The 23,620-nt window shown below is 46.2% G+C and carries 36 protein-coding genes, 1 pseudogene and 1 riboswitch; of the genes and pseudogenes, 36 read left to right on the top strand and 1 reads right to left on the bottom strand.

The window, feature by feature from the left end:
• Window positions 1-394 (bottom strand): annotated as a pseudogene (locus QVO97_RS12115) (SAM-dependent methyltransferase); the annotation flags it as partial.
• 406 nt (window positions 395-800) lie between these two features.
• Between QVO97_RS12115 and QVO97_RS12110 the strand changes: the two are divergent.
• The 36 genes from QVO97_RS12110 to QVO97_RS11935 all read left to right on the top strand — a co-directional run bounded on the left by QVO97_RS12110 (window position 801) and on the right by QVO97_RS11935 (window position 23,576).
• Window positions 801-2,189 (top strand): N-acetylmuramoyl-L-alanine amidase family protein, encoded by a 1,389-nt coding sequence (locus QVO97_RS12110; RefSeq protein ID WP_022360577.1) that lies wholly within the window; start codon window positions 801-803, stop codon window positions 2,187-2,189.
• A 423-nt stretch (window positions 2,190-2,612) separates the two neighbouring features.
• A complete protein-coding gene (gene rpsJ, locus QVO97_RS12105; protein WP_022360576.1) occupies window positions 2,613-2,930 on the top strand; it encodes a 30S ribosomal protein S10 in 318 nt (105 codons plus the stop codon).
• A 105-nt stretch (window positions 2,931-3,035) separates the two neighbouring features.
• Window positions 3,036-3,671, top strand: coding sequence for a 50S ribosomal protein L3 (gene rplC / locus QVO97_RS12100; protein WP_022360575.1), 636 nt, complete (start codon window positions 3,036-3,038; stop codon window positions 3,669-3,671).
• Window positions 3,672-3,700: 29 nt separating this feature from the next.
• Window positions 3,701-4,321: a 50S ribosomal protein L4 gene (rplD, locus tag QVO97_RS12095; protein WP_022360574.1), complete on the top strand. Its 621-nt coding sequence runs from the start codon at window positions 3,701-3,703 to the stop codon at window positions 4,319-4,321.
• Entirely contained in the window at window positions 4,321-4,620 is a 300-nt protein-coding gene (gene rplW / locus QVO97_RS12090) for a 50S ribosomal protein L23 (protein ID WP_022360573.1), read from the top strand. The genes rplD and rplW overlap by 1 nt, the downstream gene beginning before the upstream one ends.
• A gap of 91 nt (window positions 4,621-4,711) precedes the next feature.
• On the top strand, window positions 4,712-5,551 hold the full coding sequence (gene rplB, locus QVO97_RS12085) for a 50S ribosomal protein L2 (RefSeq protein WP_022360572.1): 840 nt from the start codon (window positions 4,712-4,714) through the stop codon (window positions 5,549-5,551).
• Window positions 5,552-5,565: 14 nt separating this feature from the next.
• Window positions 5,566-5,847: a 30S ribosomal protein S19 gene (rpsS, locus tag QVO97_RS12080; RefSeq protein ID WP_022360571.1), complete on the top strand. Its 282-nt coding sequence runs from the start codon at window positions 5,566-5,568 to the stop codon at window positions 5,845-5,847.
• A gap of 26 nt (window positions 5,848-5,873) precedes the next feature.
• On the top strand, window positions 5,874-6,260 hold the full coding sequence (gene rplV, locus QVO97_RS12075) for a 50S ribosomal protein L22 (RefSeq protein WP_022360570.1): 387 nt from the start codon (window positions 5,874-5,876) through the stop codon (window positions 6,258-6,260).
• A gap of 12 nt (window positions 6,261-6,272) precedes the next feature.
• Window positions 6,273-6,929, top strand: coding sequence for a 30S ribosomal protein S3 (gene rpsC, locus QVO97_RS12070; RefSeq protein WP_022360569.1), 657 nt, complete (start codon window positions 6,273-6,275; stop codon window positions 6,927-6,929).
• The gene (gene rplP, locus QVO97_RS12065; protein ID WP_022360568.1) at window positions 6,929-7,366 is read left to right on the top strand and encodes a 50S ribosomal protein L16; all 438 of its coding nucleotides are present in this window, start codon (window positions 6,929-6,931) and stop codon (window positions 7,364-7,366) included. Before rpsC ends, rplP begins: the two co-directional genes overlap by 1 nt.
• Window positions 7,356-7,556 (top strand): 50S ribosomal protein L29, encoded by a 201-nt coding sequence (gene rpmC, locus QVO97_RS12060; RefSeq protein ID WP_022360567.1) that lies wholly within the window; start codon window positions 7,356-7,358, stop codon window positions 7,554-7,556. Before rplP ends, rpmC begins: the two co-directional genes overlap by 11 nt.
• A 39-nt stretch (window positions 7,557-7,595) precedes the next feature.
• Entirely contained in the window at window positions 7,596-7,850 is a 255-nt protein-coding gene (gene rpsQ / locus QVO97_RS12055; RefSeq protein ID WP_022360566.1) for a 30S ribosomal protein S17, read from the top strand.
• 27 nt (window positions 7,851-7,877) lie between these two features.
• Window positions 7,878-8,246 (top strand): 50S ribosomal protein L14, encoded by a 369-nt coding sequence (gene rplN / locus QVO97_RS12050; RefSeq protein WP_022360565.1) that lies wholly within the window; start codon window positions 7,878-7,880, stop codon window positions 8,244-8,246.
• 12 nt (window positions 8,247-8,258) lie between these two features.
• Window positions 8,259-8,564 carry a 50S ribosomal protein L24 gene (gene rplX / locus QVO97_RS12045; protein WP_022360564.1) on the top strand — a complete coding sequence of 102 codons (306 nt, stop codon included), beginning with the start codon at window positions 8,259-8,261 and terminating at the stop codon, window positions 8,562-8,564.
• 23 nt (window positions 8,565-8,587) lie between these two features.
• Entirely contained in the window at window positions 8,588-9,127 is a 540-nt protein-coding gene (gene rplE / locus QVO97_RS12040) for a 50S ribosomal protein L5 (protein ID WP_022360563.1), read from the top strand.
• Between the two features lie 14 nt (window positions 9,128-9,141).
• On the top strand, window positions 9,142-9,327 hold the full coding sequence (locus tag QVO97_RS12035) for a type Z 30S ribosomal protein S14 (protein WP_022345134.1): 186 nt from the start codon (window positions 9,142-9,144) through the stop codon (window positions 9,325-9,327).
• Between the two features lie 201 nt (window positions 9,328-9,528).
• Window positions 9,529-9,930, top strand: a complete 402-nt coding sequence (rpsH, locus tag QVO97_RS12030; protein ID WP_022360562.1) for a 30S ribosomal protein S8 — start codon at window positions 9,529-9,531, stop codon at window positions 9,928-9,930.
• Between the two features lie 99 nt (window positions 9,931-10,029).
• Window positions 10,030-10,572, top strand: coding sequence for a 50S ribosomal protein L6 (rplF, locus tag QVO97_RS12025; RefSeq protein ID WP_022360561.1), 543 nt, complete (start codon window positions 10,030-10,032; stop codon window positions 10,570-10,572).
• Window positions 10,573-10,589: 17 nt separating this feature from the next.
• A complete protein-coding gene (rplR, locus tag QVO97_RS12020) occupies window positions 10,590-10,958 on the top strand; it encodes a 50S ribosomal protein L18 (protein WP_022360560.1) in 369 nt (122 codons plus the stop codon).
• A 19-nt stretch (window positions 10,959-10,977) separates the two neighbouring features.
• The gene (rpsE, locus tag QVO97_RS12015; RefSeq protein WP_022360559.1) at window positions 10,978-11,487 is read left to right on the top strand and encodes a 30S ribosomal protein S5; all 510 of its coding nucleotides are present in this window, start codon (window positions 10,978-10,980) and stop codon (window positions 11,485-11,487) included.
• A 15-nt stretch (window positions 11,488-11,502) separates the two neighbouring features.
• Window positions 11,503-11,685 carry a 50S ribosomal protein L30 gene (gene rpmD, locus QVO97_RS12010; RefSeq protein WP_022360558.1) on the top strand — a complete coding sequence of 61 codons (183 nt, stop codon included), beginning with the start codon at window positions 11,503-11,505 and terminating at the stop codon, window positions 11,683-11,685.
• 23 nt (window positions 11,686-11,708) lie between these two features.
• Window positions 11,709-12,149 carry a 50S ribosomal protein L15 gene (gene rplO / locus QVO97_RS12005; protein WP_022360557.1) on the top strand — a complete coding sequence of 147 codons (441 nt, stop codon included), beginning with the start codon at window positions 11,709-11,711 and terminating at the stop codon, window positions 12,147-12,149.
• Window position 12,150: 1 nt separating this feature from the next.
• Window positions 12,151-13,467, top strand: a complete 1,317-nt coding sequence (secY, locus tag QVO97_RS12000; protein ID WP_022360556.1) for a preprotein translocase subunit SecY — start codon at window positions 12,151-12,153, stop codon at window positions 13,465-13,467.
• Window positions 13,468-13,575: 108 nt separating this feature from the next.
• Complete coding sequence (locus QVO97_RS11995) at window positions 13,576-14,220, top strand: adenylate kinase (RefSeq protein ID WP_022360555.1); 645 nt, start codon at window positions 13,576-13,578, stop codon at window positions 14,218-14,220.
• 3 nt (window positions 14,221-14,223) lie between these two features.
• Window positions 14,224-14,973, top strand: coding sequence for a type I methionyl aminopeptidase (map, locus tag QVO97_RS11990; RefSeq protein ID WP_022360554.1), 750 nt, complete (start codon window positions 14,224-14,226; stop codon window positions 14,971-14,973).
• A 253-nt stretch (window positions 14,974-15,226) separates the two neighbouring features.
• Window positions 15,227-15,499, top strand: a complete 273-nt coding sequence (locus QVO97_RS11985) for a hypothetical protein (protein ID WP_022360553.1) — start codon at window positions 15,227-15,229, stop codon at window positions 15,497-15,499.
• Between the two features lies 1 nt (window position 15,500).
• Complete coding sequence (gene infA, locus QVO97_RS11980; protein ID WP_022360552.1) at window positions 15,501-15,719, top strand: translation initiation factor IF-1; 219 nt, start codon at window positions 15,501-15,503, stop codon at window positions 15,717-15,719.
• 249 nt (window positions 15,720-15,968) lie between these two features.
• Entirely contained in the window at window positions 15,969-16,082 is a 114-nt protein-coding gene (gene rpmJ, locus QVO97_RS11975; RefSeq protein ID WP_003497809.1) for a 50S ribosomal protein L36, read from the top strand.
• A gap of 131 nt (window positions 16,083-16,213) precedes the next feature.
• The gene (rpsM, locus tag QVO97_RS11970; protein ID WP_022360551.1) at window positions 16,214-16,582 is read left to right on the top strand and encodes a 30S ribosomal protein S13; all 369 of its coding nucleotides are present in this window, start codon (window positions 16,214-16,216) and stop codon (window positions 16,580-16,582) included.
• A gap of 75 nt (window positions 16,583-16,657) precedes the next feature.
• A complete protein-coding gene (gene rpsK / locus QVO97_RS11965; RefSeq protein WP_022360550.1) occupies window positions 16,658-17,059 on the top strand; it encodes a 30S ribosomal protein S11 in 402 nt (133 codons plus the stop codon).
• Window positions 17,060-17,077: 18 nt separating this feature from the next.
• Window positions 17,078-17,671 (top strand): 30S ribosomal protein S4, encoded by a 594-nt coding sequence (gene rpsD, locus QVO97_RS11960; protein ID WP_022360549.1) that lies wholly within the window; start codon window positions 17,078-17,080, stop codon window positions 17,669-17,671.
• Between the two features lie 126 nt (window positions 17,672-17,797).
• Window positions 17,798-18,760 (top strand): DNA-directed RNA polymerase subunit alpha, encoded by a 963-nt coding sequence (locus QVO97_RS11955; RefSeq protein ID WP_022360548.1) that lies wholly within the window; start codon window positions 17,798-17,800, stop codon window positions 18,758-18,760.
• A 178-nt stretch (window positions 18,761-18,938) separates the two neighbouring features.
• Window positions 18,939-19,475 (top strand): bL17 family ribosomal protein, encoded by a 537-nt coding sequence (locus QVO97_RS11950; protein ID WP_022360547.1) that lies wholly within the window; start codon window positions 18,939-18,941, stop codon window positions 19,473-19,475.
• A 390-nt stretch (window positions 19,476-19,865) separates the two neighbouring features.
• On the top strand, window positions 19,866-21,173 hold the full coding sequence (gene spoIVB, locus QVO97_RS11945) for a SpoIVB peptidase (protein WP_022360546.1): 1,308 nt from the start codon (window positions 19,866-19,868) through the stop codon (window positions 21,171-21,173).
• A gap of 215 nt (window positions 21,174-21,388) precedes the next feature.
• A riboswitch (cyclic di-GMP riboswitch) is annotated at window positions 21,389-21,464 on the top strand.
• A 429-nt stretch (window positions 21,465-21,893) separates the two neighbouring features.
• On the top strand, window positions 21,894-22,700 hold the full coding sequence (gene spo0A / locus QVO97_RS11940) for a sporulation transcription factor Spo0A (protein WP_022360545.1): 807 nt from the start codon (window positions 21,894-21,896) through the stop codon (window positions 22,698-22,700).
• Window positions 22,701-22,907: 207 nt separating this feature from the next.
• Window positions 22,908-23,576, top strand: a complete 669-nt coding sequence (locus QVO97_RS11935) for a hypothetical protein (RefSeq protein WP_022360544.1) — start codon at window positions 22,908-22,910, stop codon at window positions 23,574-23,576.
• Window positions 23,577-23,620 lie beyond the last annotated feature (44 nt).

Below are 23,620 nucleotides of genomic sequence, written 5' to 3'. Positions count from 1 at the left end.
CCGCCAGGGTAGCGCCGCCTGTGTAGGCAAAGAGGTTTAAAACCTTGATTGGGCGTCCAGCATTGCGGATGCGGTCACCGAACCAGTCCCAGTTTGCCGCCTGCTCCGGGAAGAGACCTGTGTGCTTGAAGCTGAACGGTTTTAAGTTAAAGGTCAGTTCTTTGTAATGGATCGACCACTGCTCCGGCAGGTCGAAAAATTCCCATTCGCCGCCGCCCTTGGAGCTTCTGTGGTAGTGTCCGTTCATCTTTTTCCAGCCGCGGTGTGTCTTGGGGGTGTTCCAGATAACCTGCGGGTCCGGGCGAACCAGAAGATAGTCGCCCCACCGCTCCAGTTTCTCTCCTTCGGAGCAGTCAATCACTTCATAATCGTTCCATCCATCTGCAATCCACATAAAATTTTATCCTTTCAAAAAAATGAGGCGCAAACCCCGGAAAAGGGTATCTGCCGCCTTTATAATCGGTGTTATCCATAAGCCATTTCTAACCAAAACGCAGTCTGTCTGACCGGAAAAACGGTTCAGTTGAAATGCATACCTAATTATATCGGTCATTGATTGGCGTGTCAAACCTTTTGAACGGCTTCCTGCCAAAAAAGTAAATAAATTGAAAGATAAATCTCCTTGAAGATTCCTACATCTCCTGTTAAAATGTATATTAGGTAAATGATAGATTGCACGTATCTGGAACAAAACAAGGCGTTATAAGCATCTGATGCAGTCTCCACACGACGGGAAGTGTGCGAATGCGCAGCAGGTGGGAGAATAGACGTTATCAATCGTGAACTGGGAGGGCTTGTATATGAAGAAACAGAAACTGGCAGTCTGCGTCCTTTCCGCAGCGCTGATGATAGGGGCGGCGACCCTGACATCTTACGCGGCAGAAGGCTGGCAGCAGTCTGGAAACAGCTGGATATATGTGGACAACAATGGCAATAAGGTGACGAATACCTGGAAGAAGGGCGCAGACAATCTCTGGCGCTATCTCGATTCCCAGGGCAACATCGCGTCGAACTGCTGGGTGGACGACGAATACTTTGTCGAGAGTACCGGCATCATGGCGACTGACAAGTGGCTGAAACTGCCGAAGCGCAATCCGGCATGGAACGAGACTTCCGCTACGACGGTCTGGTACTATTTCTCCACCAGCGGAAAGATGGTATCCGACGGCTGGTCCAAGATCGGCGGCAAGTACTATTACTTCGACGGTGATGGAGCGATGCAGACGGGCTGGGTGGATGATGACACCTACTACACGAATGCAGATGGTGTCATGCAGATCGGCTGGGCATATCTGGAAGATCCGGATGATACCAAAAAGGACGATGATGAAGTGAAACCCGGCGACGACGATGAGGATCATCATTGGTACTACTTTCAGAGTTCAGGAAAGAAATATGTGCCTTCTTTAGGTGGTGCCAAATATAAACAGTATAAGATTGACGGAACCTACTACTGCTTCGACGAAAACGGAGCGATGCAGACCGGCTGGGTCGATATGGGAAATTCCTCTGGATTTGCAAATTACCGTTATTATCAGAGCAACGGTCAGGTACAGACTGGCTGGCTCTCCACGACTCCGCCGGAGGATGATGATTACAATCTGGATCTCGGCAGCGATGTACAGTGGTATTATTTTTCAAGCAACGGCGAGCCGAAGGTGGGTCCGAAGATTTCTGACGCTTCGACGAGCAACCTGGTCCGCATCAACAATATTACCTACTTATTTAATGAGAAGGGCAACCCGGTCTATGGTCTGAGACGTCTGGAGGTAGGAACGAGCGGTCAGTATGCCTGCTATTTCTTCGGAGCGGACAAGGCGACCAGCTCAGTCGTAAAAGGCAAGGGAAATGTAGTAGAGGGCGACGGAACGACCGGACAGTTCTATTTCACTGACAGCGGCAACAAGGCTGGACGCGGCTACTCAGGTGTGGAGGATGGATTCCTGTACTACATGGGTAAGCTTCAGAAGGCAGACAGCGGTACCAAGTATGAAGTCATTGAAGTCAATGACAAAAACTATCTGGTAACGACGAGCGGCAAGGTAGTGAAGTCCAGCACCGTGAAGGATGCGAACGGCACAAAGTTTAAGACAAGCTCTGCGGGTGTTGTCACAGAGGTGGACGGCACAAGCGACGATGGTAGCGACGAGGCTAGAACCCCGGTGGAACCGACGTATTGGGAGGATTAATTAAAAAAGCTGGGAGTATTCTCGACTGAGATAAAATTTCTGCATGGAAATATATTCTTGTGGATAAACAGGAGTTTCTTCTATATAAAAAGTGTAATTACCCACCGGAAGAAGAAACTCCTGTTTTTTCTTGAAAAATATAGATTTTTTCTTAAAAAAACACTTGCATTTCCCAGAAAGCTGTGTTATTATAACGAAGCTGTGGCATGATAGCGATGAAACGAGAGGTTGCTGCTTATGATAAGCAGGTTATTCCGCGGAGCGAATGTCAAGTTAGGAAACTGGCGACAAGTCACTGTACAAGAATAGAGTATCCTGAAGACAAATGACGGATTTGGTGTGTGGACTGCGAGGACACACACGGGTATGTGTACAGTCACCGCTTGTCGTGCTTAATAGTACGAAAAGGAGGCGACTTTTTTTATGGCAAGTCAAGTAATGAGAATCACACTGAAAGCTTATGATCATCAGCTGGTAGATACATCCGCTGCAAAAATCATTGAGACTGTAAAGAAAAACGGATCAAAGGTGAGTGGACCGGTGCCGCTGCCAACTAAGAAAGAGGTAGTAACCATTCTGCGAGCAGTTCATAAGTACAAAGATTCCAGAGAGCAGTTCGAGCAGAGAACTCATAAGAGACTCATCGATATCATTGCTCCGAGCCAGAAGACAGTTGATGCACTGCAGAGACTGGAAATGCCGGCTGGCGTGTCCATCAACGTAAAGATGAAAAACAAATAATTAAGAATCCTATACTAGTTTAGATAGAGACATCTGGACAGTTCTAGGATGAACGCGGGAGTTTGACGAACGCGTTCCGCTGTAGAAAAACAGGAGGTCAGATTAATGAAGAAAGCGATTTTAGCTACCAAAGTCGGAATGACTCAAATCTTCAACGAAGACGGAGTTTTAACTCCAGTAACCGTTCTTCAGGCTGGACCGTGTGTTGTTACACAGGTTAAGACAGAAGAGAACGATGGCTACAAAGCAGTACAGGTTGGTTTTGTAGACAAGAGAGAAAAACTTGTGACAAAGCCGGTTAAGGGTCATTTTGACAAGGCAGGCGTTGCTTACAAGAGATATGTAAGAGAGTTCCGCTTAGAGAATGCTGAAGAGTATTCTGTAAAAGACGAAATCAAGGCAGACATCTTCGCAGCAGGCGATAAAATTGATGCAACTGCTATTTCCAAAGGTAAAGGTTTCCAGGGTGCCATCAAGAGACACGGCCAGCACAGAGGACCGATGGCTCACGGTTCCAAGTTCCATCGTCATCAGGGTTCCAACGGTTCTGCAACCACACCGGGACGCGTATTTAAGGGCAAAGGAATGCCGGGTCACATGGGCAGCGTAAAAGTAACTGTTCAGAACCTGGAGGTTGTTAAGGTTGATACTGAGAACAACTTACTCCTTGTTAAAGGCTCTGTACCGGGACCGAAGAAATCCTTAGTAACAATCAAAGAGACAGTAAAGGTCGCTAGATAAGGCTTTTACGGGAAAGGAGGAACATACAGATGGCAAACGTATCTGTTTTCAATTTAGAAGGCAACGAAGTTGGCACATTAGAACTGAATGATGCTGTATTCGGTGTAGAAGTAAATGAACATCTGGTTCACATGGCAGTTGTAGCACAGCTTGCTAACAAACGTCAGGGAACTCAGAAAGCAAAAACCCGTTCCGAAGTTTCCGGCGGTGGTAAGAAACCGTGGAGACAGAAAGGTACCGGACATGCAAGACAGGGTTCAACAAGAGCTCCGCAGTGGACGGGCGGCGGCGTAGTATTCGCTCCGACACCACGTGATTATACAATCCGTTTAAATAAGAAAGAGAAGAGAGCTGCTCTTAAATCCGCTCTGACAAGCCGTGTAAACGAGAACAAGTTCATCGTAGTTGAGGCTATGAACTTCGACGAGATCAAGACAAAGAAATTTGTTGAGGTTATGAACAACCTGAAAGTAAACAAAGCTTTAGTTGTTCTGGATGAGGCTTGTGACAAGGCTGTATTATCCGCTAGAAACGTGGCAGACGTTAAGACTGCTTCCGTAAGCACCATCAACGTTTACGATATCCTGAAATACAACACAGTAGTAGCAACCAAGGCTGCTGTAGCTTCTATCGAGGAGGTATATGCATAATGGCAAACGTACAGTACTATGACGTAATCCTCAAACCGGTTGTAACTGAGAAGAGTATGAATGCTATGACAGACAAGAAATACACCTTCCTGGTACACACCGAGGCAAACAAAACTATGATCAAAGAAGCCGTTGAAAAGATGTTCCCGGGCACCAAAGTTAAGAGTGTCAACACCATGAACATGGACGGCAAGACAAAGAGAAGAGGCATGACATTCGGTAAGACAGCTGCAACAAAGAAAGCTATCGTTCAGCTGACCGAGGACAGCAAAGAGATCGAGATCTTCGCTGGTTTATAATTCATCCTCAATAGACAATTATACGACGAACACTATGTCGTGAAAAACATGAAGAAACGCCAGGAGGCGTTGAACGAAAGGAGTCAAAGTCATGGGAATTAAATCTTACAGCCCATATACACCTTCCAGAAGACATATGACCGGCTCTGATTTCTCTGAGATTACAAAATCCACACCGGAGAAATCCTTAGTAGTTTCTTTAAAGAAGAACGCAGGTCGTAACAACCAGGGTAAAATCACCGTTCGTCACAGAGGCGGCGGTTCCAGAAGAAAATATAGAATCATCGACTTCAAGAGAAATGCAAAAGACGGTATCGCAGCAACCGTACTTGGTATCGAGTACGATCCGAACCGTACAGCAAACATCGCTCTGATCTGCTACGCAGACGGCGAGAAAGCTTATATCCTTGCTCCGGCTGGTTTACAGGTTGGACAGAAGGTTATGAGCGGTGCAGAGGCTGAGGCAAAAGTTGGTAACTGCTTACCGCTTTCTGAAATCCCGGTTGGTGCACAGATTCACAACATCGAGCTTCTTCCGGGCAAGGGTGGTCAGCTGGTTCGTTCCGCTGGTAACTCTGCTCAGTTAATGGCTAAAGAAGGCAAATATGCAACCCTTAGATTACCGTCCGGAGAGATGAGAATGGTTCCGATCAGCTGCCGCGCTACTATCGGTGTAGTTGGCAACGGCGACCACAACCTGATCAATATCGGTAAGGCTGGTAGAAAACGTCACATGGGTATTCGTCCGACTGTCCGCGGTTCTGTTATGAACCCGAATGACCATCCGCATGGTGGTGGTGAGGGCAAGACCAGTATCGGTCGTCCAGGTCCTTGCACACCTTGGGGCAAACCGGCACTCGGCCTGAAGACCAGAAAGAAAAACAAACAGTCTAATAAGTTAATCGTAAGAAGAAGAAACGGTAAACAGTAATAGGAGGTATACTAATGGGTCGTTCATTAAAAAAAGGACCATTTGCAGATGCTCATCTTTTAAAGAAAGTAGATGAGATGAACGCAGCAGGACAGAAACAGGTTATCAAAACCTGGTCCCGCCGTTCCACAATCTTCCCGCAGATGGTTGGACATACAATCGCAGTTCACGATGGTAGAAAACATGTTCCGGTATACGTGACAGAGGACATGGTTGGACATAAACTCGGTGAGTTCGTAGCCACTAGAACTTACAGAGGCCACGGAAAAGACGAGAAGAAAGCAGGACGTAAGTAAGTTACGCTTGAAAGGAGGTTTCACCAATGGCTAAAGGACATAGATCCCAGATTAAAAGAGAAAGAAATGCTAATAAGGATACGAGACCGTCGGCTAAGCTGTCTTACGCCAGAGTATCCGTTCAGAAAGCATGCTTCGTATTAGATGCCATCAGAGGCAAAGATGTGAAGACAGCGCTTGGTATTGTAACATACAATCCTAGATATGCTTCTACTTTAATTAAAAAATTACTCGAGTCTGCTGTTGCTAACGCAGAGAACAACAACCAGATGAATCCGGAGAACCTGTACGTTGCAGAATGCTTCGCTAACAAGGGACCGACAATGAAGAGAGTAAAACCGAGAGCACAGGGCCGCGCTTACAGAATCGAAAAGAGAATGAGCCACATCACAATCGTGCTTGATGAGAAATAAGAGGAGGCAATTATGGGACAGAAAGTTAATCCGCACGGCTTAAGAGTCGGTGTTATTAAAGACTGGGATTCCAGATGGTATGCGGAAGCTGATTTTGCAGATAACCTGGTAGAGGATCACAAAATCAGAACCTTCCTTAAGAAGAAATTATACAGCGCCGGTGTTTCCAAAATCGAAATCGAGCGCGCTTCTGATAAAGTAAAAATCATTCTTTACACTGCTAAACCGGGCGTTGTTATCGGTAAAGGCGGCGCAGAGATCGAGAAGACAAAAGCTCAGGTTCAGAAATTAACTGACAAGAAAGTTTTTGTAGACATCAAAGAAGTTAAGAGACCAGACAGAGACGCTCAGCTCGTTGCAGAGAACATCGCTCAGCAGCTTGAGAACCGTATTTCCTTCCGTCGTGCGATGAAGTCCGCTATGGGCAGAACCATGAAGGCTGGAGCTAAGGGTATCAAGGCTTCCGTATCCGGACGTCTTGGCGGTGCTGATATGGCTCGTACAGAGTTCTACAGCGAGGGCACTATCCCGCTTCAGACATTAAGAGCAGATATTGACTACGGTTTCGCTGAGGCAAACACAACATACGGCAAGACCGGTGTTAAGGTTTGGATCTACAAAGGCGAGGTACTTCCTGCGAAAGGAAATAAGGAAGGGAGCGATAAATAATGTTAATGCCGAAAAGAGTAAAGCGTCGTAAACAGTTCCGTGGTACCATGGCCGGCAAGGCGCTTAGAGGAAATGTAATCAACTACGGTGAGTACGGTTTAGTCGCTACAGAACCGTGCTGGATCAAATCCAACCAGATCGAGGCAGCCCGTGTTGCCATGACCCGTTACATCAAACGTGGTGGTAAAGTTTGGATTAAGATTTTCCCGGATAAACCAGTAACTGCTAAACCGGCTGAGACTCGTATGGGTTCCGGTAAAGGCGCACTTGAGTACTGGGTAGCAGTAGTAAAACCAGGCCGCGTAATGTTCGAGATCGCGGGTGTACCAGAGGAGACAGCGAGAGAAGCGCTTCGTCTTGCTATGCACAAACTTCCGTGCAAGTGCAAGATTGCTTCTAAAGCAGATTTAGAAGGCGGTGATAACAGTGAAAATTAATAAGTATGTAGAAGATTTAAAAGCTAAGACATCTGCAGAATTAAACGAAGAATTAGTAGCTGCTAAGAAGGAACTCTTCAACTTAAGATTCCAGAACGCTACCAACCAGCTGGATAATACAAGCAGAATTAAAGAGGTTCGCAGAAACATCGCTCGTATTCAGACTGTTATTACAGAGAAAGCGAACTAATTATCATAGATTCCTAAAATAGGAAAGGAGATATCTACCGTGGAAAGAAATCTTAGAAAAACACGTACCGGTAAGGTAGTAAGCAACAAGATGGACAAAACAATCGTAGTTGCTATCGAAAACCACGTAAAACATCCTTTAATCGGTAAGATTGTTAAGAAAACTTATAAATTAAAAGCACACGACGAGAACAACGAGTGCGGTATCGGTGATACTGTAAAGGTAATGGAAACAAAACCGTTATCCAAGGATAAGAGATGGAGACTCGTCGAAATTATCGAGAAAGCGAGATAATTTCTAAATCAGAAAGGAGTATTGGGCATGATTCAGCAGGAGACCAGATTAAAGGTTGCCGACAATACCGGTGCGAAAGAATTACTCTGTATCCGCGTTATGGGCGGCTCTACTAGAAGATATGCAAATATTGGCGATGTAATCGTTGCCAGCGTTAAAGATGCAACACCAGGCGGTGTTGTAAAGAAAGGCGATGTAGTGAAGGCCGTTGTTGTACGTACCGTTAAGGGCGCACGCCGTAAAGACGGTTCCTACATCAAATTTGATGAGAACGCAGCCGTTATCATCAAAGACGACAAGAACCCGAGAGGAACCCGTATTTTTGGGCCGGTTGCCAGAGAGCTTCGTGAGAAGCAGTTTATGAAGATTGTTTCCCTGGCTCCGGAAGTACTGTAGGAGGTGTCAGCTGTGCATAAAATTAAAAAAGGCGACCTGGTAAAGGTTATCACAGGTAAAGACAAAGACAAAACCGGAAAAGTTCTTTCCGTTAATGTAAAGAAGAATACAGTCCTGGTTGAGGGATGCAACATGGTAACAAAGCATACCAAACCGTCTGCAGCTAATCAGCAGGGCGGCATCATCCATCAGGAAGGCGCGCTTGACATTTCCAACGTTATGCTGGTAGTGGATGGCAAGGCTACGAGAGTTGGCTTCAAAGTAGAAGACGGCAAGAAAGTCCGCGTTGCTAAGGCAACCGGTAAAGTAATTGACTAATACAGAGAGGAGGAACGTTAAAATTGGCTAGATTAAAAGAAATGTATCAGAGCGAAATCGTAGACGCTATGATCAAAAAATTCGGATATAAAAATATCATGGAAGTGCCGAAGCTGGACAAGATTGTTATCAACATGGGCGTTGGCGAGGCAAAAGAAAATGCTAAAGTTCTGGACTCTGCTGTAAGAGATATGGAAATCATCACTGGCCAGAAGGCAGTTCTTACAAAAGCGAAAAAATCAGTCGCTAACTTCAAACTTAGAGAGGGTATGGCTATCGGCTGTAAAGTTACCCTGCGTGGCGAGAAGATGTATGAGTTCGCTGATCGTCTGATCAACCTGGCTCTTCCGCGAGTAAGAGACTTCCGCGGTGTAAATCCGAACGCATTTGACGGCAGAGGCAACTACGCTCTGGGTATCAAAGAGCAGCTTATCTTCCCGGAGATCGAGTACGATAAAGTAGATAAGGTAAGAGGTATGGATATCATCTTCGTTACCACTGCTAAGACCGACGAAGAAGCACGTGAGCTGTTAACTCAGTTCAACATGCCATTTGCTAAATAATAGGAGGATTTATCATGGCTAAAACTTCAATGAAGATTAAACAGCAGCGTCCGGCAAAATTCTCCACCAGAGAATATAACCGCTGCAGAATCTGCGGTCGTCCGCATGCATATTTAAGAAAATACGGCATCTGCAGAGTTTGCTTCCGTGAATTAGCTTACAAGGGCGAAATTCCGGGCGTAAAGAAAGCAAGCTGGTAGGCATTGAGCACTTGATGAGGTAGTTTCGAATCTAGTGCGAAAGCCCGTCCCGAGACTTAGTGAGTCAGAGTCGAAGACGATAGACGAGCTTAGTCGAGTGGACGATGCCTATATTATAGAGGACACATCCTAGTGTTCCCAAAACCCACCGAAACCCACTTACAGTAAGTGGTAGTCAAATTATAAGGAGGCACACTCAAAATGACAATGAGCGATCCGATTGCAGATATGCTTACAAGAATCCGTAATGCTAACACTGCAAAACATGATACAGTAGATGTTCCGTCTTCCAAGATGAAATTAGCAATCGCTGACATCCTGGTAAAGGAAGGTTTCATCAAGAAATATGACGTTGTTGAGGACGGCAATTTCAAGACTATCCGTATTACCTTAAAGTACGGTAAAGACAAAAACGAGAAAATCATCTCCGGCATCAAGAGAATTTCCAAACCGGGTCTGCGTATCTACGCAAACAAGGAAGATATGCCGAAGGTACTGGGCGGTTTAGGTGTAGCTATCATCTCCACCAACCAGGGCGTTATCACTGACAAGCAGGCAAGAGAACTCGGCGTAGGCGGAGAAGTTCTTGCATTTGTTTGGTAAGCCGAAAGCATCATCATCGGTTTAGACAAGGTATAGATACAACTGAAAACAGAGAAGCCGCTCAGGCTTCTCCGAAAATCTAAGTAGGAGGTAAAAGGCATGTCACGTATCGGAAGAATGCCAGTTGCGATTCCGGCGGGCGTAACCGTAACAATCGCAGAGAACAATTTAGTGACTGTAAAAGGTCCGAAGGGAACTCTTGAGAGAGAACTCCCGGTTGAGATGAACATCAAAGAAGAGGATGGTCATATCGTAGTTACCAGACCGAACGACTTAAAGAAAATGAAATCTTTACACGGTCTGACAAGAACCTTAATTAACAACATGATTCATGGTGTAACAGAAGGCTATGAGAAAGTGCTGGAAGTTAACGGTGTTGGTTACAGAGCAGCGAAGCAGGGCAAGAAACTGGTTCTCAGCCTTGGTTACTCCCATCCGGTAGAGATGGAAGATCCGGAAGGCATTGAGACTGTTCTGGAAGGACAGAACAAGATCACTGTTAAAGGTATCAGCAAAGAAAAAGTTGGCCAGTATGCAGCTGAGATTCGGGATAAGAGAAGACCTGAGCCGTACAAGGGCAAAGGTATTAAGTATGCCGATGAGGTTATCAGACGTAAAGTTGGTAAGACTGGTAAGAAATAATTAAGGAGAGTGTGAAGATGGTTAGCAAACAGTCAAGAAGCGAAATTCGCGTTAAAAAACACGTTAGATTACGCAACCGTTTTTCTGGCACAGCCGAGAGACCGCGTTTAGCAGTGTTTAGAAGTAATAATCATATGTATGCTCAGATCATTGATGATACAGTTGGAAAAACTTTAGTAGCAGCTTCCACTGCCGAGAAGGAAGTTAAAGCTGAACTGGAGAAGACGAACGATGTTGCAGCAGCAGCTCACGTTGGAACTGTAATCGCTAAGAGAGCGCTTGAAAAAGGTATTAAAGAAGTTGTCTTCGATAGAGGCGGATTTATTTACCACGGAAAAGTTCAGGCATTAGCAGATGCAGCCCGCGAGGCTGGTCTGGAATTCTAGTAGGAAGGAGAACATACACATGAAACGTACAAAAATTGATGCCAACCAGTTCGAGTTAGAGGATACTGTAGTGGCAATCAAACGTGTATCCAAGACCGTTAAGGGCGGACGTACAATGCGTTTTTCCGCTTTAGTAGTAGTTGGAGATAAAAACGGCCACGTTGGTGCTGGTATGGGAAAAGCTGCTGAGGTTCCGGAAGCAATCCGCAAGGGCAAAGAGGCAGCTGCCAGAAACCTGATGGAGGTTCCGTTCGATGAGAACAATAGCATCCCGCACGATTTCCTCGGCAAATTCGGAAGCGCTAACGTACTTCTGAAGAAGGCTCCGGAAGGTACCGGTATTATCGCTGGTGGTCCGGCTCGTGCCGTACTGGATCTGGCTGGTTACAAGAACATCCGTACAAAATCCCTTGGTTCCAACAACAAGGCAAACGTAGTTCTTGCTACCCTGGCAGGCTTAGGTTCTTTAAAGACTCCGGAAGAGGTTGCAAAACTTCGCGGTAAGTCTGTAGAAGAAATTCTGAACTAATAGGAGGAGATAAAAATGGCAGAGAAATTAAAAATCACATTGGTTAAGTCTCCTATTGGCGCTATCCCGAAGCAGAAAGCAACGGTTGCAGCTCTTGGTTTAAACAAGACTGGCAAGACAGTTGAGCAGCCGGACAACGCCGCTATCAGAGGCATGATCCAGAATGTTAGACATTTAGTTAAAGTAGAGGAAATCTAAGATATTTGCAAGGAGGTGCAGTCATGGATTTATCCAATTTAAAGCCGGCGGTAGGCTCTAAGCACAGCGACAGCTTCAGAAGAGGTCGTGGTCACGCATCAGGCAACGGTAAGACTGCTGGTAAGGGACATAAGGGACAGAAAGCTCGTTCCGGCGCTCCGAGACCAGGATTTGAAGGCGGTCAGATGCCGTTATATAGACGTCTCCCGAAGAGAGGCTTCACAAACAGAAATTCTAAGACCATCGTTGGTATCAACGTAAGCGCTCTTGAGAGATTCGAGAACGACACAGTTGTTACGGTTGAAACATTAATCGAAGCAGGCATCGTAAAGAACCCGCGTGACGGCGTTAAGATCCTCGGCAATGGCGAGCTGACCAAAAAGCTGAACGTAAAGGTTGATGCGGTAAGTGAAGGCGCGAAAGCTAAGATCGAGGCCGTTGGCGGAACCTGCGAGGTGATCTAATATGTTAAAAACGCTCCAGAATGCATTTAAGATAAAAGAGGTCAGAGAAAAACTCCTCTATACGTTCTTTATGCTGGTTGTGACCCGTATCGGATCGCAGCTGCCGATTCCCGGAGTTAATACAACATTTTTCCAGGAACTGTTTACAAGACAGTCCAATGATGCGTTTGGTTTCTTCAATACGATTACCGGCGGTTCGTTCACGAACATGTCGGTATTCGCATTGAGTATTACCCCGTACATCACTTCTTCCATTATCATGCAGCTTCTGACAATTGCAATTCCGAAATTAGAGGAAATGCAGCAGGAGGGCGAGGACGGAAGAAAGAAGATTGCGGAATATACGCGTTACCTTACGGTTGCACTGGCGCTGATGCAGTCCGTCGCTATGTCGATCGGTTTCGGCGGTAAGGGACTTTTAGTTGAGTTTACTGCCCTGAATGTGATTGTCGCTATTGTGACAATGACAGCCGGAAGTGCCATGCTGATGTGGATCGGTGAGCGAATCACCGAGAACGGCGTCGGAAACGGTATTTCTATCGTGCTTCTGTTCAATATCATTTCAACCATGCCAAGCGATATGATTACGCTCTATGAGCGTTTCCTGCAGGGCAAGATCGTGGCGGTTGCAGTTGTAACAGCCGTGATTATCGTAGCGGTTATCGTAGCGATGGTTGTATTTGTTATCATTTTACAGGATGCAGAGCGGAGAATTCCGGTTCAGTATTCTAAAAAGATGCAGGGACGTAAGATGGTTGGCGGTCAGTCCACAAGCATCCCGTTAAAAGTAAATACAGCAGGTGTTATTCCTGTTATCTTTGCTTCATCCCTGATGTCTTTCCCGGTGGTAATTGCTGGATTTTTTCAGGTTAATTATGACACCATTGGAGGAAAGATTCTTCTGGCTCTGAATTCCAGCTCCTGGTTTAATCCAGAGCGTCCGGCTTATTCAGTTGGTTTAATTGTCTACATCGCGTTGATTATTGTGTTTGCGTATTTCTACACATCCATTACATTCAACCCGCTTGAAGTAGCAAACAACATGAAGAAATCCGGCGGCTTCATCCCGGGCATTCGTCCAGGAAAGCCAACATCCGATTACCTGGATGGAATTCTGGAGTATATTATACTGATTGGTGCCTGCGGACTGATCATTGTCTGCCTGGTTCCGATTATTGTCTCTGGACTGTTCTCAGTGAGCCGTCTCTCCTTCGGAGGTACTTCTCTTATCATTATCGTAGGTGTAGTACTTGAGACAATCAAAGCAGTCGAATCACAGATGCTGGTTCGCAACTATAAAGGATTCTTAAACGACTAAGACAACTCGCTTTCTGGGCGGGAGCTTGCTTACTTTACGGCTGGAGGTGGCCGGAGACAGCTCCTGCCTGGAGGCGATTCTGTTGTATATAGGGAGATTGTAACCATTATGAAGATTGTTATGTTAGGAGCACCGGGAGCCGGAAAAGGAACACAGGCTCAGAGAATTGCAGAAAAATACGGCATTCCGCACATTTCTACCGGAGATATTTTCCGTTCCAATATCAAGGCAGGCACAGAGCTTGGTAAAAAAGCAAAATCGTTCATCGATCAGGGGCTTTTAGTACCGGACGAGGTAACGATCGGCATGCTTCTTGACCGGATCCATGAGGCTGACTGCAAGAACGGCTATATTCTGGATGGATTCCCAAGAACGATCCCGCAGGCTGAGAGTCTGACAGAGGCGCTGGCAGCAAACGGCGAGGCGATTGATTTCGCGCTCAACGTAGATGTGCCGGATGCAAACATCGTAAACCGCATGGCAGGACGCCGTGCGTGCTTAAAGTGCGGCGCTACCTACCACATCCAGTTCGCAGCACCGAAAAAAGAAGGAATCTGCGACAAGTGCGGTTCTGAGCTGGTGCTTCGTGATGATGACAAGCCGGAGACTGTACAGAAACGTCTGGAAATATACCATGACCAGACACACCCGCTGATCGAGTACTATGAGAAGAAGGGCGTTCTTCATACGGTAGACGGTACACAGACCATGGAAGACGTATTCAAGAACATTACGGATATTTTGGGAGCTTAAAACATGGCAGTGACGATAAAATCTCCCAGGGAGATTGAACTGATGCGTGAGGCGGGAAGAATTCTCGCCAAAACGCATGAGGAACTGGCGAAGAATCTTCGGCCGGGCATGTCCACCTGGGATATTGATCATATGGGAGAGGAAATCATCCGGAGTTACGGCTGCATTCCCTCGTTCAAAAATTACAACGGCTATCCCGCATCGATCTGCGTCTCTGTCAATGATGAGGTTGTACATGGAATCCCGCACAAGGAACATTTCCTCGATGAGGGAGACATCGTCAGTCTGGATGCAGGAGTGATCTACAAAGGATACCACTCAGACGCAGCCCGGACTTACGGCATCGGAGAGATCGACGATGATGCCAAAAAACTGATTGAAGTTACCAGACAGAGCTTCTTTGAGGGAATTAAATTTGCCAAAGCTGGCAATCATCTCAATGACATCTCTGCAGCGATCCAGAAATATGCCGAAAGTTTCGGTTTTGGTGTTGTCAGGGATCTGGTTGGTCATGGAATCGGTTCCCATATGCATGAGGATCCGGAGATTCCGAATTTTGCAAGAAAAAGAAAAGGAATCCTCTTACAGCCCGGCATGACGCTCGCGATCGAGCCGATGATTACCGAGGGCAGCTACGAAGTAGTCTGGCTCGATGATGACTGGACCGTCATGACGGAAGATGGCGGCTGGGCTGCTCATTATGAAAATACGATTCTTATTACAGAGGGCGAACCTGAGATCCTTTCCTTATAAAGAAGAAGTAAGCTGGGGAAGTTTTTATGAATACCTAAGCAGGCTTTCCGATTACAGTATGTACGCATCTTGAGGCAGATGTCCGAGCCGATCAATAAGGCGGGCAATGGCAAAAATTCTTTGTCGAAGACAAATCTGCATGAATTTTTGCCCTGTTTGCGAACTAAGTGAGCAAATAGGCAAGCGAACAAACTGTAATCTGAGAAGCCTGCGGCGGGAGCGGAAACACCTGTCTACAGAAACGGAGATCAGAATGACGGAATATGGAACTGGCTGTCTGGTCCGCTCACTTGCGGGCCACGACAAAGGCACTTATTATATTATAGTCAGAGAAGATGCACGCTACGTGTATCTGGCAGACGGACGCACTAAAACCGCCGCCAAGCCGAAACGCAAGAAGAGAAAGCACGTGCAGTTCTCCCACAAATGGGATGAGGCGCTGGCAGACCAGTTTGCGGACGGCGCGGCAGTCCAGGATGAAGCGATCCGCTATTTCATTCAGAAATCATTGCAGGGAGGTATATAGAATGTCGAAAGCAGATGTAATTGAGATTGAGGGCGTAGTAGCAGAGAAGCTGCCGAACGCTATGTTTAAGGTAGAACTGGAAAACGGACACATCGTACTTGCTACGATCAGCGGAAAACTCCGTATGAACTACATCCGTATTCTGCCGGGCGATAAGGTTACAATGGAAATGTCGCCATACGATCTCTCTAAGGGAAGAATCATTTGGAGAGATAAATAAAGACCAATCCATTTTTCTCAATAAAAATATTGAGAGAAGTGTAAATTTCGCTTGCATTATAGGATTTTAAATGTTATAATGCTTTAGCGAACTTTGTTGAAGCATCAGGTAAGATCCGCCCTTTTGTCCTCTCACGGCAGGGGGATGGAACGAGTCTGTTGTACCTGTAAGTCCGACACAGGACTGCAATAGGTTATAAAAAATTGTATGTCCGAGATTGGACGGACTATTACGGAAAGGAGAATTGCTGTGAAGGTTAGATCATCGGTTAAACCAATTTGCGAAAAGTGCAAGATCATCAAGAGAAAAGGCAGTATCAGAGTAATCTGTGAGAATCCGAAGCACAAACAAAGACAGGGCTAATTTGATTTAGCACCTATTTTTTCGCGCGGCTTTCTATTATGAACCACTCGGATGAGTTGTTCAGTAGTTTAAGCAAATTTATACATTATCAACGAAGAAGTAAGAAAAACTAATGGAGGTGTACTACACACATGGCTCGTATTTCAGGTGTCGATTTACCAAGAGAGAAACGCGTAGAGATCGGCTTGACTTACATCTACGGTATCGGTAGAGCAAGTGCAGCCCGTATCCTGGCCGAAGCTGAAGTTAATCCTGACACTCGTGTTAAGGACTTAACTGACGACGAAGTTAAGAAGCTTGCGGCAATCATCGCTGACAGTCAGGTAGTTGAGGGTGATCTGAGAAGAGAGATCGCTATGAACATCAAGAGACTGCAGGAGATTGGATGCTACAGAGGCATCCGTCATAGAAAGAGCCTTCCGGTTCGTGGTCAGAAGACAAAGACCAACGCTAGAACTCGTAAGGGTCCGAGAAAGACAGTAGCAAACAAGAAGAAATAATTAAGTAACAAGGAAACTGAATCAGGTTAGGTTTAGCAACAGGATTCAATATTTGAGAAAGTAGGTTAGTTTAAAATGGCTAAAAAAGTGTCCACTGGCAAGAAAGTGACAAAAAAGCGTGTAAAGAAAAACGTTGAACGCGGACAGGCGCACATCCAGTCATCTTTTAATAACACAATCGTTACTTTAACAGATGCACAGGGTAATGCCTTATCATGGGCAAGTGCAGGCGGTCTGGGATTTAGAGGTTCAAGGAAATCTACTCCATATGCAGCTCAGATGGCTGCAGAAACTGCAACGAAGGCAGCTCTTATCCATGGCTTAAAGTCTGTAGACGTTATGGTAAAAGGTCCGGGATCAGGTCGTGAAGCAGCAATCCGTGCTCTTCAGGCATGTGGTCTGGAAGTAACAAGCATTAAGGACGTAACTCCGGTTCCGCATAACGGATGCCGTCCGCCGAAACGTAGAAGAGTCTAATTAGGAGGTGCAAGTAAAGTGGCAGTAGATAGAGTTCCTGTACTTAAAAGATGTAGATCTCTTGACCTTGATCCGGTTTATTTAGGAATCGACAAGAAATCAACGAGAAAATTAACGAGAGCCAACAGAAAGATGAGCGAGTATGCACTCCAGCTGAGAGAAAAGCAGAAAGCAAAATTCATCTACGGTGTGTTAGAGAAACCGTTTAGAAATTACTATGCAAAAGCATCCAGAATGAATGGTCAGGTCGGTGCTAACCTGATGATCCTTCTGGAGTGCAGACTGGATAATGTATTATTCAGAATGGGCTTTGGCCGTACAAGAAAAGAGACACGTCAGATCGTAGATCACAAGCACGTTCTCGTAAACGGCAAGAGCGTAAACATCCCGTCCTACTTAGTTAAGGCTGGCGATGTAATCGAGATCAAAGAGAAGTACAAATCTTCACAGAGATATAAAGATATCGTTGAGGTAACCGGCGGAAGAATGGTACCGGCATGGCTGGAAGTTGACGCTGAGAACCTGAAAGGTACTGTTAAAGAGTTACCGAGCAGAGACGAAATTGACGTTCCTGTAAACGAAGTGCTTATCGTCGAGCTGTACTCCAAATAATAAGAAGTATTACTATTATGTTAGTCCAGAATCTCCCATGTATCTGCTTTGGCAGCTGCTTGGGAGATTCCGAGACTACAAGAGTATGGCAGACCCTCAAAAATGTTCCCAAAAGGAGGGGCTATCGTGTTCGATTTTGAAAAACCAAAAATTGAAATTGCTGAGATTTCCGAAGACAAAAGATATGGCAAATTTGTGGTTGAACCGCTGGAAAGAGGCTATGGTACCACATTAGGCAATTCTTTAAGAAGAATTATGCTTTCCTCTTTGCCTGGTGCAGCAGTAAGTCAAGTGAAAATCGACGGCGTTTTGCATGAGTTCAGTTCTATCCCTGGTGTAAAAGAGGATGTAACTGAAATTATCATGAACATCAAGAGTCTGGCGATCAAAAACAGCAGCGAGACGAATGAGCCGAAGACGGCTTATATCGAGTTCGAGGGCGAAGGCGTCATCACAGCAGCTGACATTCACGCTGATTCTGACATTGAGATTTTGAATCCGGACCAGGTCATCGCTACATTAAGCGGCGGCGCGGACAGCAAATTCTACATGGAGCTGACGATCACGAAGGGCCGCGGCTACATCAGCGCAGATAAGAACAAGAGTGAAGAACTTCCGATCGGAGTTCTGGCTGTTGATTCTATCTACACACCGGTGGAGCGTGTCAATATGACCGTTGAGAACACCCGTGTGGGTCAGGTGACAGATTATGATAAGCTGACATTAGATGTATACACAAATGGAACGCTGGCACCAGACGAAGCTGTCAGCCTGGCAGCAAAGGTTCTGAGCGAGCATCTGAACCTCTTCATTGACCTTTCCGAGAATGCCAAGACCGCAGAGGTTATGGTAGAGAAGGAAGACAACGAGAAAGAGAAAGTGCTTGAGATGAACATCGACGAGCTGGAGTTATCCGTTCGTTCTTACAACTGTTTAAAGAGAGCCGGAATCAATACAGTGGAGGAGCTGTGCAACCGCACACCGGAAGATATGATGAAAGTCAGAAATCTGGGCCGCAAATCCCTGGAAGAGGTTCTTGCAAAACTGAAAGAATTAGGCCTGCAGCTCAATCCGAGCGAAGAGGCTTAAGATACCGCGTGGGTGGACGTGCTTTGCAGTGCATCCCTTTCATGCAGATACGGGGACGGGTAAGTCCGAATGGCACAGGTCCCTGCATAACCATCAAACAATTATATTTTATATAGCAGACATTCAGTAAGTCCAAAGGGCATGAGTGTCGGCTTCCGCAAATGGAGGAGAAAGAATCATGGCAGGATATAGAAAACTTGGAAGAACTTCCAGTCAGAGAAAAGCAATGCTGCGCAGCCTGGTAACCGCACTGTTATTCAACGGCAAGATCGTTACCACTGAGGCAAGAGCAAAAGAAGTGAAGAAGATCGCTGAGGGTCTGATCGCTCTGGCAGTAAAAGAGAAAGATAACTTCGAGACCGTTAAAGTTACCGCTAAGGTAGCTCGCAAAGACGAGAACGGCAAGAGAGTAAAAGAAGTTGTTGACGGCAAGAAAGTTACCGTTTATGACGAAGTAGAGAAAGAGATCAAGAAAGATAAAGCTTCCAGACTTCACGCTAGAAGACAGATGCTGAAGGTTCTCTACGATGTAACAGACGTTCCGACTGCAAGAGCAGGCAAGAAGAAAAACACTAAGAAGGTAGATATGCCGGCTAAGCTGTTTGATGAGCTTGCACCGAAGTACGCTAACCGCAATGGTGGTTACAGCCGTATCGTTAAGATCGGTCAGCGTAAGGGCGACGGCGCTATGGAAGTTCTGTTAGAGCTGGTATAATTTAGATAGATTCGTTTGTTTAAGTTGTATCAAATCTTCGTTCTTTTACGCAAGTTTTGAATCGTAAGATGATTTTATACCCCCGGTTTGGGAGACAGAGAAATCTGTCTTCTGAACCGGGTTTTTTTACGTTAGAAGGGAATTTTTCAGGTTTTCCATTTACCTTGAGAAAAAGTCAGGGTTTTAATAACACTTGAATGAAAAAAATAGAAAGAATGGCGCAAAAATAGCAGACTGAATTTTACGGTTTTCCGCATACTAGGATTAAACGATTTTATCGAACAAGTTCTTGGATTCAAACAGAGTGTACATCTGCATTTCGTTGAGATTCGCCGCAGTGCGGAATCTACGGAACGGGGGAGGTACATAGGAGTAGAAGGAGGAAAAACCGTGCGAAAAAACTCTGGTATGTGGAAAACAAAAAGTCGGAAGGAAAAACTTCGCCGTGTTCTGCTGATAATCTTTGGTGCGGGGGTCATTGCGCTTGCCGGCGTGTCTTATCAATATGTGAAGAACGCGGTTCCCGACCGCATTAATGTGGTGGTGGACCGGCAGGAGCAAGTTCGCTTTGGGCTGCCGTTTCGGGCATTGCTGGAAAGTGAGAGCGAGGAGGTGCTTTTAAACGGCAGCTCTAAAATTCCGTCCGACCAGATCCATCTGCAGCTCAACCAGCCCTTTTCCATCTATTCTGAACAGGAGGGAACGTACCGTTTAAGTCTCAAACTCTTTGGAATATGGAAATTAAAGGATATCGAGGTAGATGTGTCGGACGTCCAGTATGCGGTTCCCTGTGGGCTGCCGGTGGGTATTTACATGAAATCCGATGGACTGATGGTGATCGGAACCGGAAAGGTGACGGCACAGACGGGGGAAGTGATGGATCCGGCGGACGGAATCCTGCGTTCTGGAGACTATATCGAGGCAATCAACGGGACGCCGGCGACGGACAAGAAAGATATGATACGGGCGGTCAAGGAAGCGGGAAATATGGCTCTGACACTTTCAGTGCGCCGCGAGGGAGAGACAATGGATGTACAGATGACGCCGGTACAGACGCAGGAGGGAGACTATAAGCTGGGGCTGTGGATCCGCGACGATACGCAGGGCATCGGTACGATGACCTATGTATGTGCTAACGGCGCGTTTGGAGCGCTGGGGCACGGTATCAGCGATGGCGACACGGGACTTCTGGTGCAGACCTCCGGCGGCGAACTATATGATACGGAGATTCTGGGCGTGGAGAAGGGAAGTTTCGGAAAGCCGGGCGTGATGTCGGGCGTTATTTACTATGGAAATCAGTCGCGGCTGGGAAGTGTGGAGGCTAATACGGATCAGGGCATTTTCGGGACGGCAAATCCGCGCTTTTTAAGCCGGGTAAAGAACCCTGCAATTCCGATCGGTTACCGTCAGGACGTCAAAAAAGGCCGTGCCTGCATCCGCAGCAGCGTGTCCGGGGAATTGAAAGACTACGAGATTGAGATTCAGAAAATAGACCACTCCTCCAACCGCCACAACAAGGACATGGTCATCCGCGTAACCGATCCGGAACTTCTGTCCCTGACCGGCGGGATCGTCCAGGGCATGAGTGGCAGCCCCATCATCCAGAACGGAAAACTCATCGGAGCAGTCACGCACGTTTTTATTCAGGATTCGACGCGTGGGTATGGGATTCTGGTGGAGAATATGCTGGGACATTGAATCTGGATGCAAAGTAACTGTTTACAGGTGGGAATTTTCTGGACTGAAAATTCCATACGATACAGTTCCGGCAGCAGATTTTGCCGATTTGGAATGCGCAGAATCGGCAAAATCCTGTTGCTGGGCACACGTGTCTGAACAGTAATATGCAAAGTGCAAAGTTTTGGCTCTCTTTATTGACAGAATATAAAAAAGCGTATATAATGGAGCAAATTACATATATTTGGCAAAACAGTTGAAAAGCTGCGACGCAAAGCTATAGGGCCTGTAAAATGGCAGCCAGTTGCATTAACACGGTAACAGAGTATGTTATAGTTGTATGGCTATGGTGTATCTCTGTTTTTTTGTTGGAATTTATCGAAACCCGATCTGCAAAGATGGAATTTCCATGTTCGGAAACCGGTCATGGAGGTTTTATAATTGCGTGTATTTTGTCTATCTTTCGACTGGAATCGGTAAAACGCGGTGATAAGGGATCGTCAGATAAACGTATGGCGGCTGGGCGGCAGAAGGTTTATAGCGGAATCTTAACAGATACGGTCAGCTACAATATATGCTTATATATAATTTGCATTTTGCGTAATTTATTTTGCATCAAAAAGAATTGATAGACAGAATAAGTGTCAAGTGTCGAATTGCGCGATCAAAACGAGTTGAAACTTGTTAAAAAAAGAATTTATAATTATCTTAATCATCACAGGTGCCGAGGAGGAGAATTTTATGGCAGAAATGAAGATTGCGATCGCAGAGGATAATCGTCAGGCATTGGATATGCTTGGAAATATACTGGAAAGTGATAAGGAGATTCAGGTGGTCGGAAAAGCGGAAAACGGAACCGATGCCTATAATATGATCGTAAAGACAAAGCCGGATATTGTATTTCTGGATGTAGTGATGCCGGGAATGGATGGAATTTCGGTTATGGAGCGCATCAAGACAAATCAGGACTGTTCAGCTGACACTTCCTTTGTTATGATTACAGCTGCGAGCAGCGAGAATCTGACTGCGGATGCTTTTCGGATGGGCGCCTGTTATTACATAGTAAAGCCATTTTCGAAGGAGGCGGTCTTAGACAAGGTGCATCGCCTGAAGAATTACAGGAACCGCGCTTCGACCCTGGCGGGCAGCCGGAAGGTGGAACCGTATATGGTGTCGGCGGAGTATGAAAGACAAAATCTGGAGAGCGATGTGACGCAGATTCTGCATGAGATTGGGATTCCGGCTCATATTAAGGGATATCAGTATCTGCGGGATGCGATTATTTTGTCAGTCAGTGATAAAGAAATGCTCGGTTCTGTGACGAAAATCCTGTACCCGACCATCGCCAAGAAGCGCCAGACCACTTCAAGCCGTGTCGAGCGGGCAATCCGCCACGCGATTGAGGTCGCATGGAGCCGCGGCAAGATGGACACGATCAATGATCTATTTGGATATACCGTCAGCACAGGGAAAGGAAAGCCGACCAATTCGGAATTTATCGCATTGATTGTTGATAAGATTTGCCTGGATTATAAGCGGGTTGTATAAAATCGTGCGGTGCTTTTTGGAGCCGAAAGTGCTGTAAGCCTTTTTAACACGATTGTAACACATTTATGAAAGTGACTGATTGCATGGGTAAATGTGTGTATGATAAGATAAAGGGGAAATAAAAGATGCAGGACTGAAAAACTGCCCCTGTATAAAACAGCTGGACAGAGAGGTCAGGAAAGCAGCTAAAAGAACGGAGAATTGCCTATGAAAAAAAAAGTACCGGCGTACAATGGAACCCTGCGGGATCACACGATTATGTGTCCGTATTGTATCAGTGAATGTTCAGGAATCCGCATCTTTGGAAAGCGTATCAAATCGATCGCCTTCTCAACGGATGTGGCAATCATCAAAAATATCAACGCGGATGCGATCATCGCAGTTTATCCGTTTACTCCGCAGGCAGCTATCTCACAGTCGATCATCAGCATCTCGGATGTGCCGGTGTTTGTCGGGGTCGGCGGCGGTCTGACCGGAGGAAAGCGTTCCGTCCGTCTGGCGCTTCAGGCAGAACATCAGGGAGCTTACGGTGTAGTGGTCAACGCGCCGATCGCGGATGAGGTCATCACGGAGATCAAGCGGGTGGTCGATATTCCGGTCATTGCGACGATTGCTTCGGTTCACACGGATGTCCGCCGCAAACTGGAGGCGGGAGCCGATATTTTAAATGTATCAGGCGCTGCCGCCACCGCATCGATGGTAGCCGAGATCCGGAAGGAGTATCCGGACGTTGCCATTATCGCGACCGGAGGACCGACGAACGAATCGATTTTGGAGACGATCGAGGCAGGAGCCAATGCGATCACGTACACGCCGCCGTCCAACGGCGAGCTGTTTGCGCGGACGATGAGGAAATACAGGGAGATCAATCCCTGATTATACAAAAGGCGGGGCCGAAGAGAAAACATAATTTTCTTTTC

Source organism: Clostridium sp. CAG:43 (assembly GCF_000434655.1).
In the GTDB taxonomy this organism is placed as follows: Bacteria; Bacillota; Clostridia; order Lachnospirales; family Lachnospiraceae; genus Otoolea; species Otoolea fessa.
This window is presented reverse-complemented; position numbering and strand designations above follow the sequence as displayed.

Coding starts and splice junctions, on each gene's coding strand:
- rplV (WP_022360570.1), top strand. CDS start 5,874: ATGGCTAAAGGACATAGATCCCAGATTAAAAGAGAAAGAAATGCTAAT.
- infA (WP_022360552.1), top strand. CDS start 15,501: ATGTCGAAAGCAGATGTAATTGAGATTGAGGGCGTAGTAGCAGAGAAG.
- QVO97_RS11995 (WP_022360555.1), top strand. CDS start 13,576: ATGAAGATTGTTATGTTAGGAGCACCGGGAGCCGGAAAAGGAACACAG.
- rpmD (WP_022360558.1), top strand. CDS start 11,503: ATGGCAGAGAAATTAAAAATCACATTGGTTAAGTCTCCTATTGGCGCT.
- rplR (WP_022360560.1), top strand. CDS start 10,590: ATGGTTAGCAAACAGTCAAGAAGCGAAATTCGCGTTAAAAAACACGTT.
- rpsH (WP_022360562.1), top strand. CDS start 9,529: ATGACAATGAGCGATCCGATTGCAGATATGCTTACAAGAATCCGTAAT.
- QVO97_RS12035 (WP_022345134.1), top strand. CDS start 9,142: ATGGCTAAAACTTCAATGAAGATTAAACAGCAGCGTCCGGCAAAATTC.
- rplN (WP_022360565.1), top strand. CDS start 7,878: ATGATTCAGCAGGAGACCAGATTAAAGGTTGCCGACAATACCGGTGCG.
- rplD (WP_022360574.1), top strand. CDS start 3,701: ATGGCAAACGTATCTGTTTTCAATTTAGAAGGCAACGAAGTTGGCACA.
- QVO97_RS12110 (WP_022360577.1), top strand. CDS start 801: ATGAAGAAACAGAAACTGGCAGTCTGCGTCCTTTCCGCAGCGCTGATG.
- rplW (WP_022360573.1), top strand. CDS start 4,321: ATGGCAAACGTACAGTACTATGACGTAATCCTCAAACCGGTTGTAACT.
- rplP (WP_022360568.1), top strand. CDS start 6,929: ATGTTAATGCCGAAAAGAGTAAAGCGTCGTAAACAGTTCCGTGGTACC.
- rpsS (WP_022360571.1), top strand. CDS start 5,566: ATGGGTCGTTCATTAAAAAAAGGACCATTTGCAGATGCTCATCTTTTA.
- rplC (WP_022360575.1), top strand. CDS start 3,036: ATGAAGAAAGCGATTTTAGCTACCAAAGTCGGAATGACTCAAATCTTC.
- QVO97_RS11950 (WP_022360547.1), top strand. CDS start 18,939: ATGGCAGGATATAGAAAACTTGGAAGAACTTCCAGTCAGAGAAAAGCA.
- rpsE (WP_022360559.1), top strand. CDS start 10,978: ATGAAACGTACAAAAATTGATGCCAACCAGTTCGAGTTAGAGGATACT.
- QVO97_RS11985 (WP_022360553.1), top strand. CDS start 15,227: ATGACGGAATATGGAACTGGCTGTCTGGTCCGCTCACTTGCGGGCCAC.
- QVO97_RS11935 (WP_022360544.1), top strand. CDS start 22,908: ATGAAAAAAAAAGTACCGGCGTACAATGGAACCCTGCGGGATCACACG.
- rplF (WP_022360561.1), top strand. CDS start 10,030: ATGTCACGTATCGGAAGAATGCCAGTTGCGATTCCGGCGGGCGTAACC.
- secY (WP_022360556.1), top strand. CDS start 12,151: ATGTTAAAAACGCTCCAGAATGCATTTAAGATAAAAGAGGTCAGAGAA.
- rpsJ (WP_022360576.1), top strand. CDS start 2,613: ATGGCAAGTCAAGTAATGAGAATCACACTGAAAGCTTATGATCATCAG.
- rplB (WP_022360572.1), top strand. CDS start 4,712: ATGGGAATTAAATCTTACAGCCCATATACACCTTCCAGAAGACATATG.
- rpsM (WP_022360551.1), top strand. CDS start 16,214: ATGGCTCGTATTTCAGGTGTCGATTTACCAAGAGAGAAACGCGTAGAG.
- spo0A (WP_022360545.1), top strand. CDS start 21,894: ATGGCAGAAATGAAGATTGCGATCGCAGAGGATAATCGTCAGGCATTG.
- rpsC (WP_022360569.1), top strand. CDS start 6,273: ATGGGACAGAAAGTTAATCCGCACGGCTTAAGAGTCGGTGTTATTAAA.
- rplO (WP_022360557.1), top strand. CDS start 11,709: ATGGATTTATCCAATTTAAAGCCGGCGGTAGGCTCTAAGCACAGCGAC.
- map (WP_022360554.1), top strand. CDS start 14,224: ATGGCAGTGACGATAAAATCTCCCAGGGAGATTGAACTGATGCGTGAG.
- rpsK (WP_022360550.1), top strand. CDS start 16,658: ATGGCTAAAAAAGTGTCCACTGGCAAGAAAGTGACAAAAAAGCGTGTA.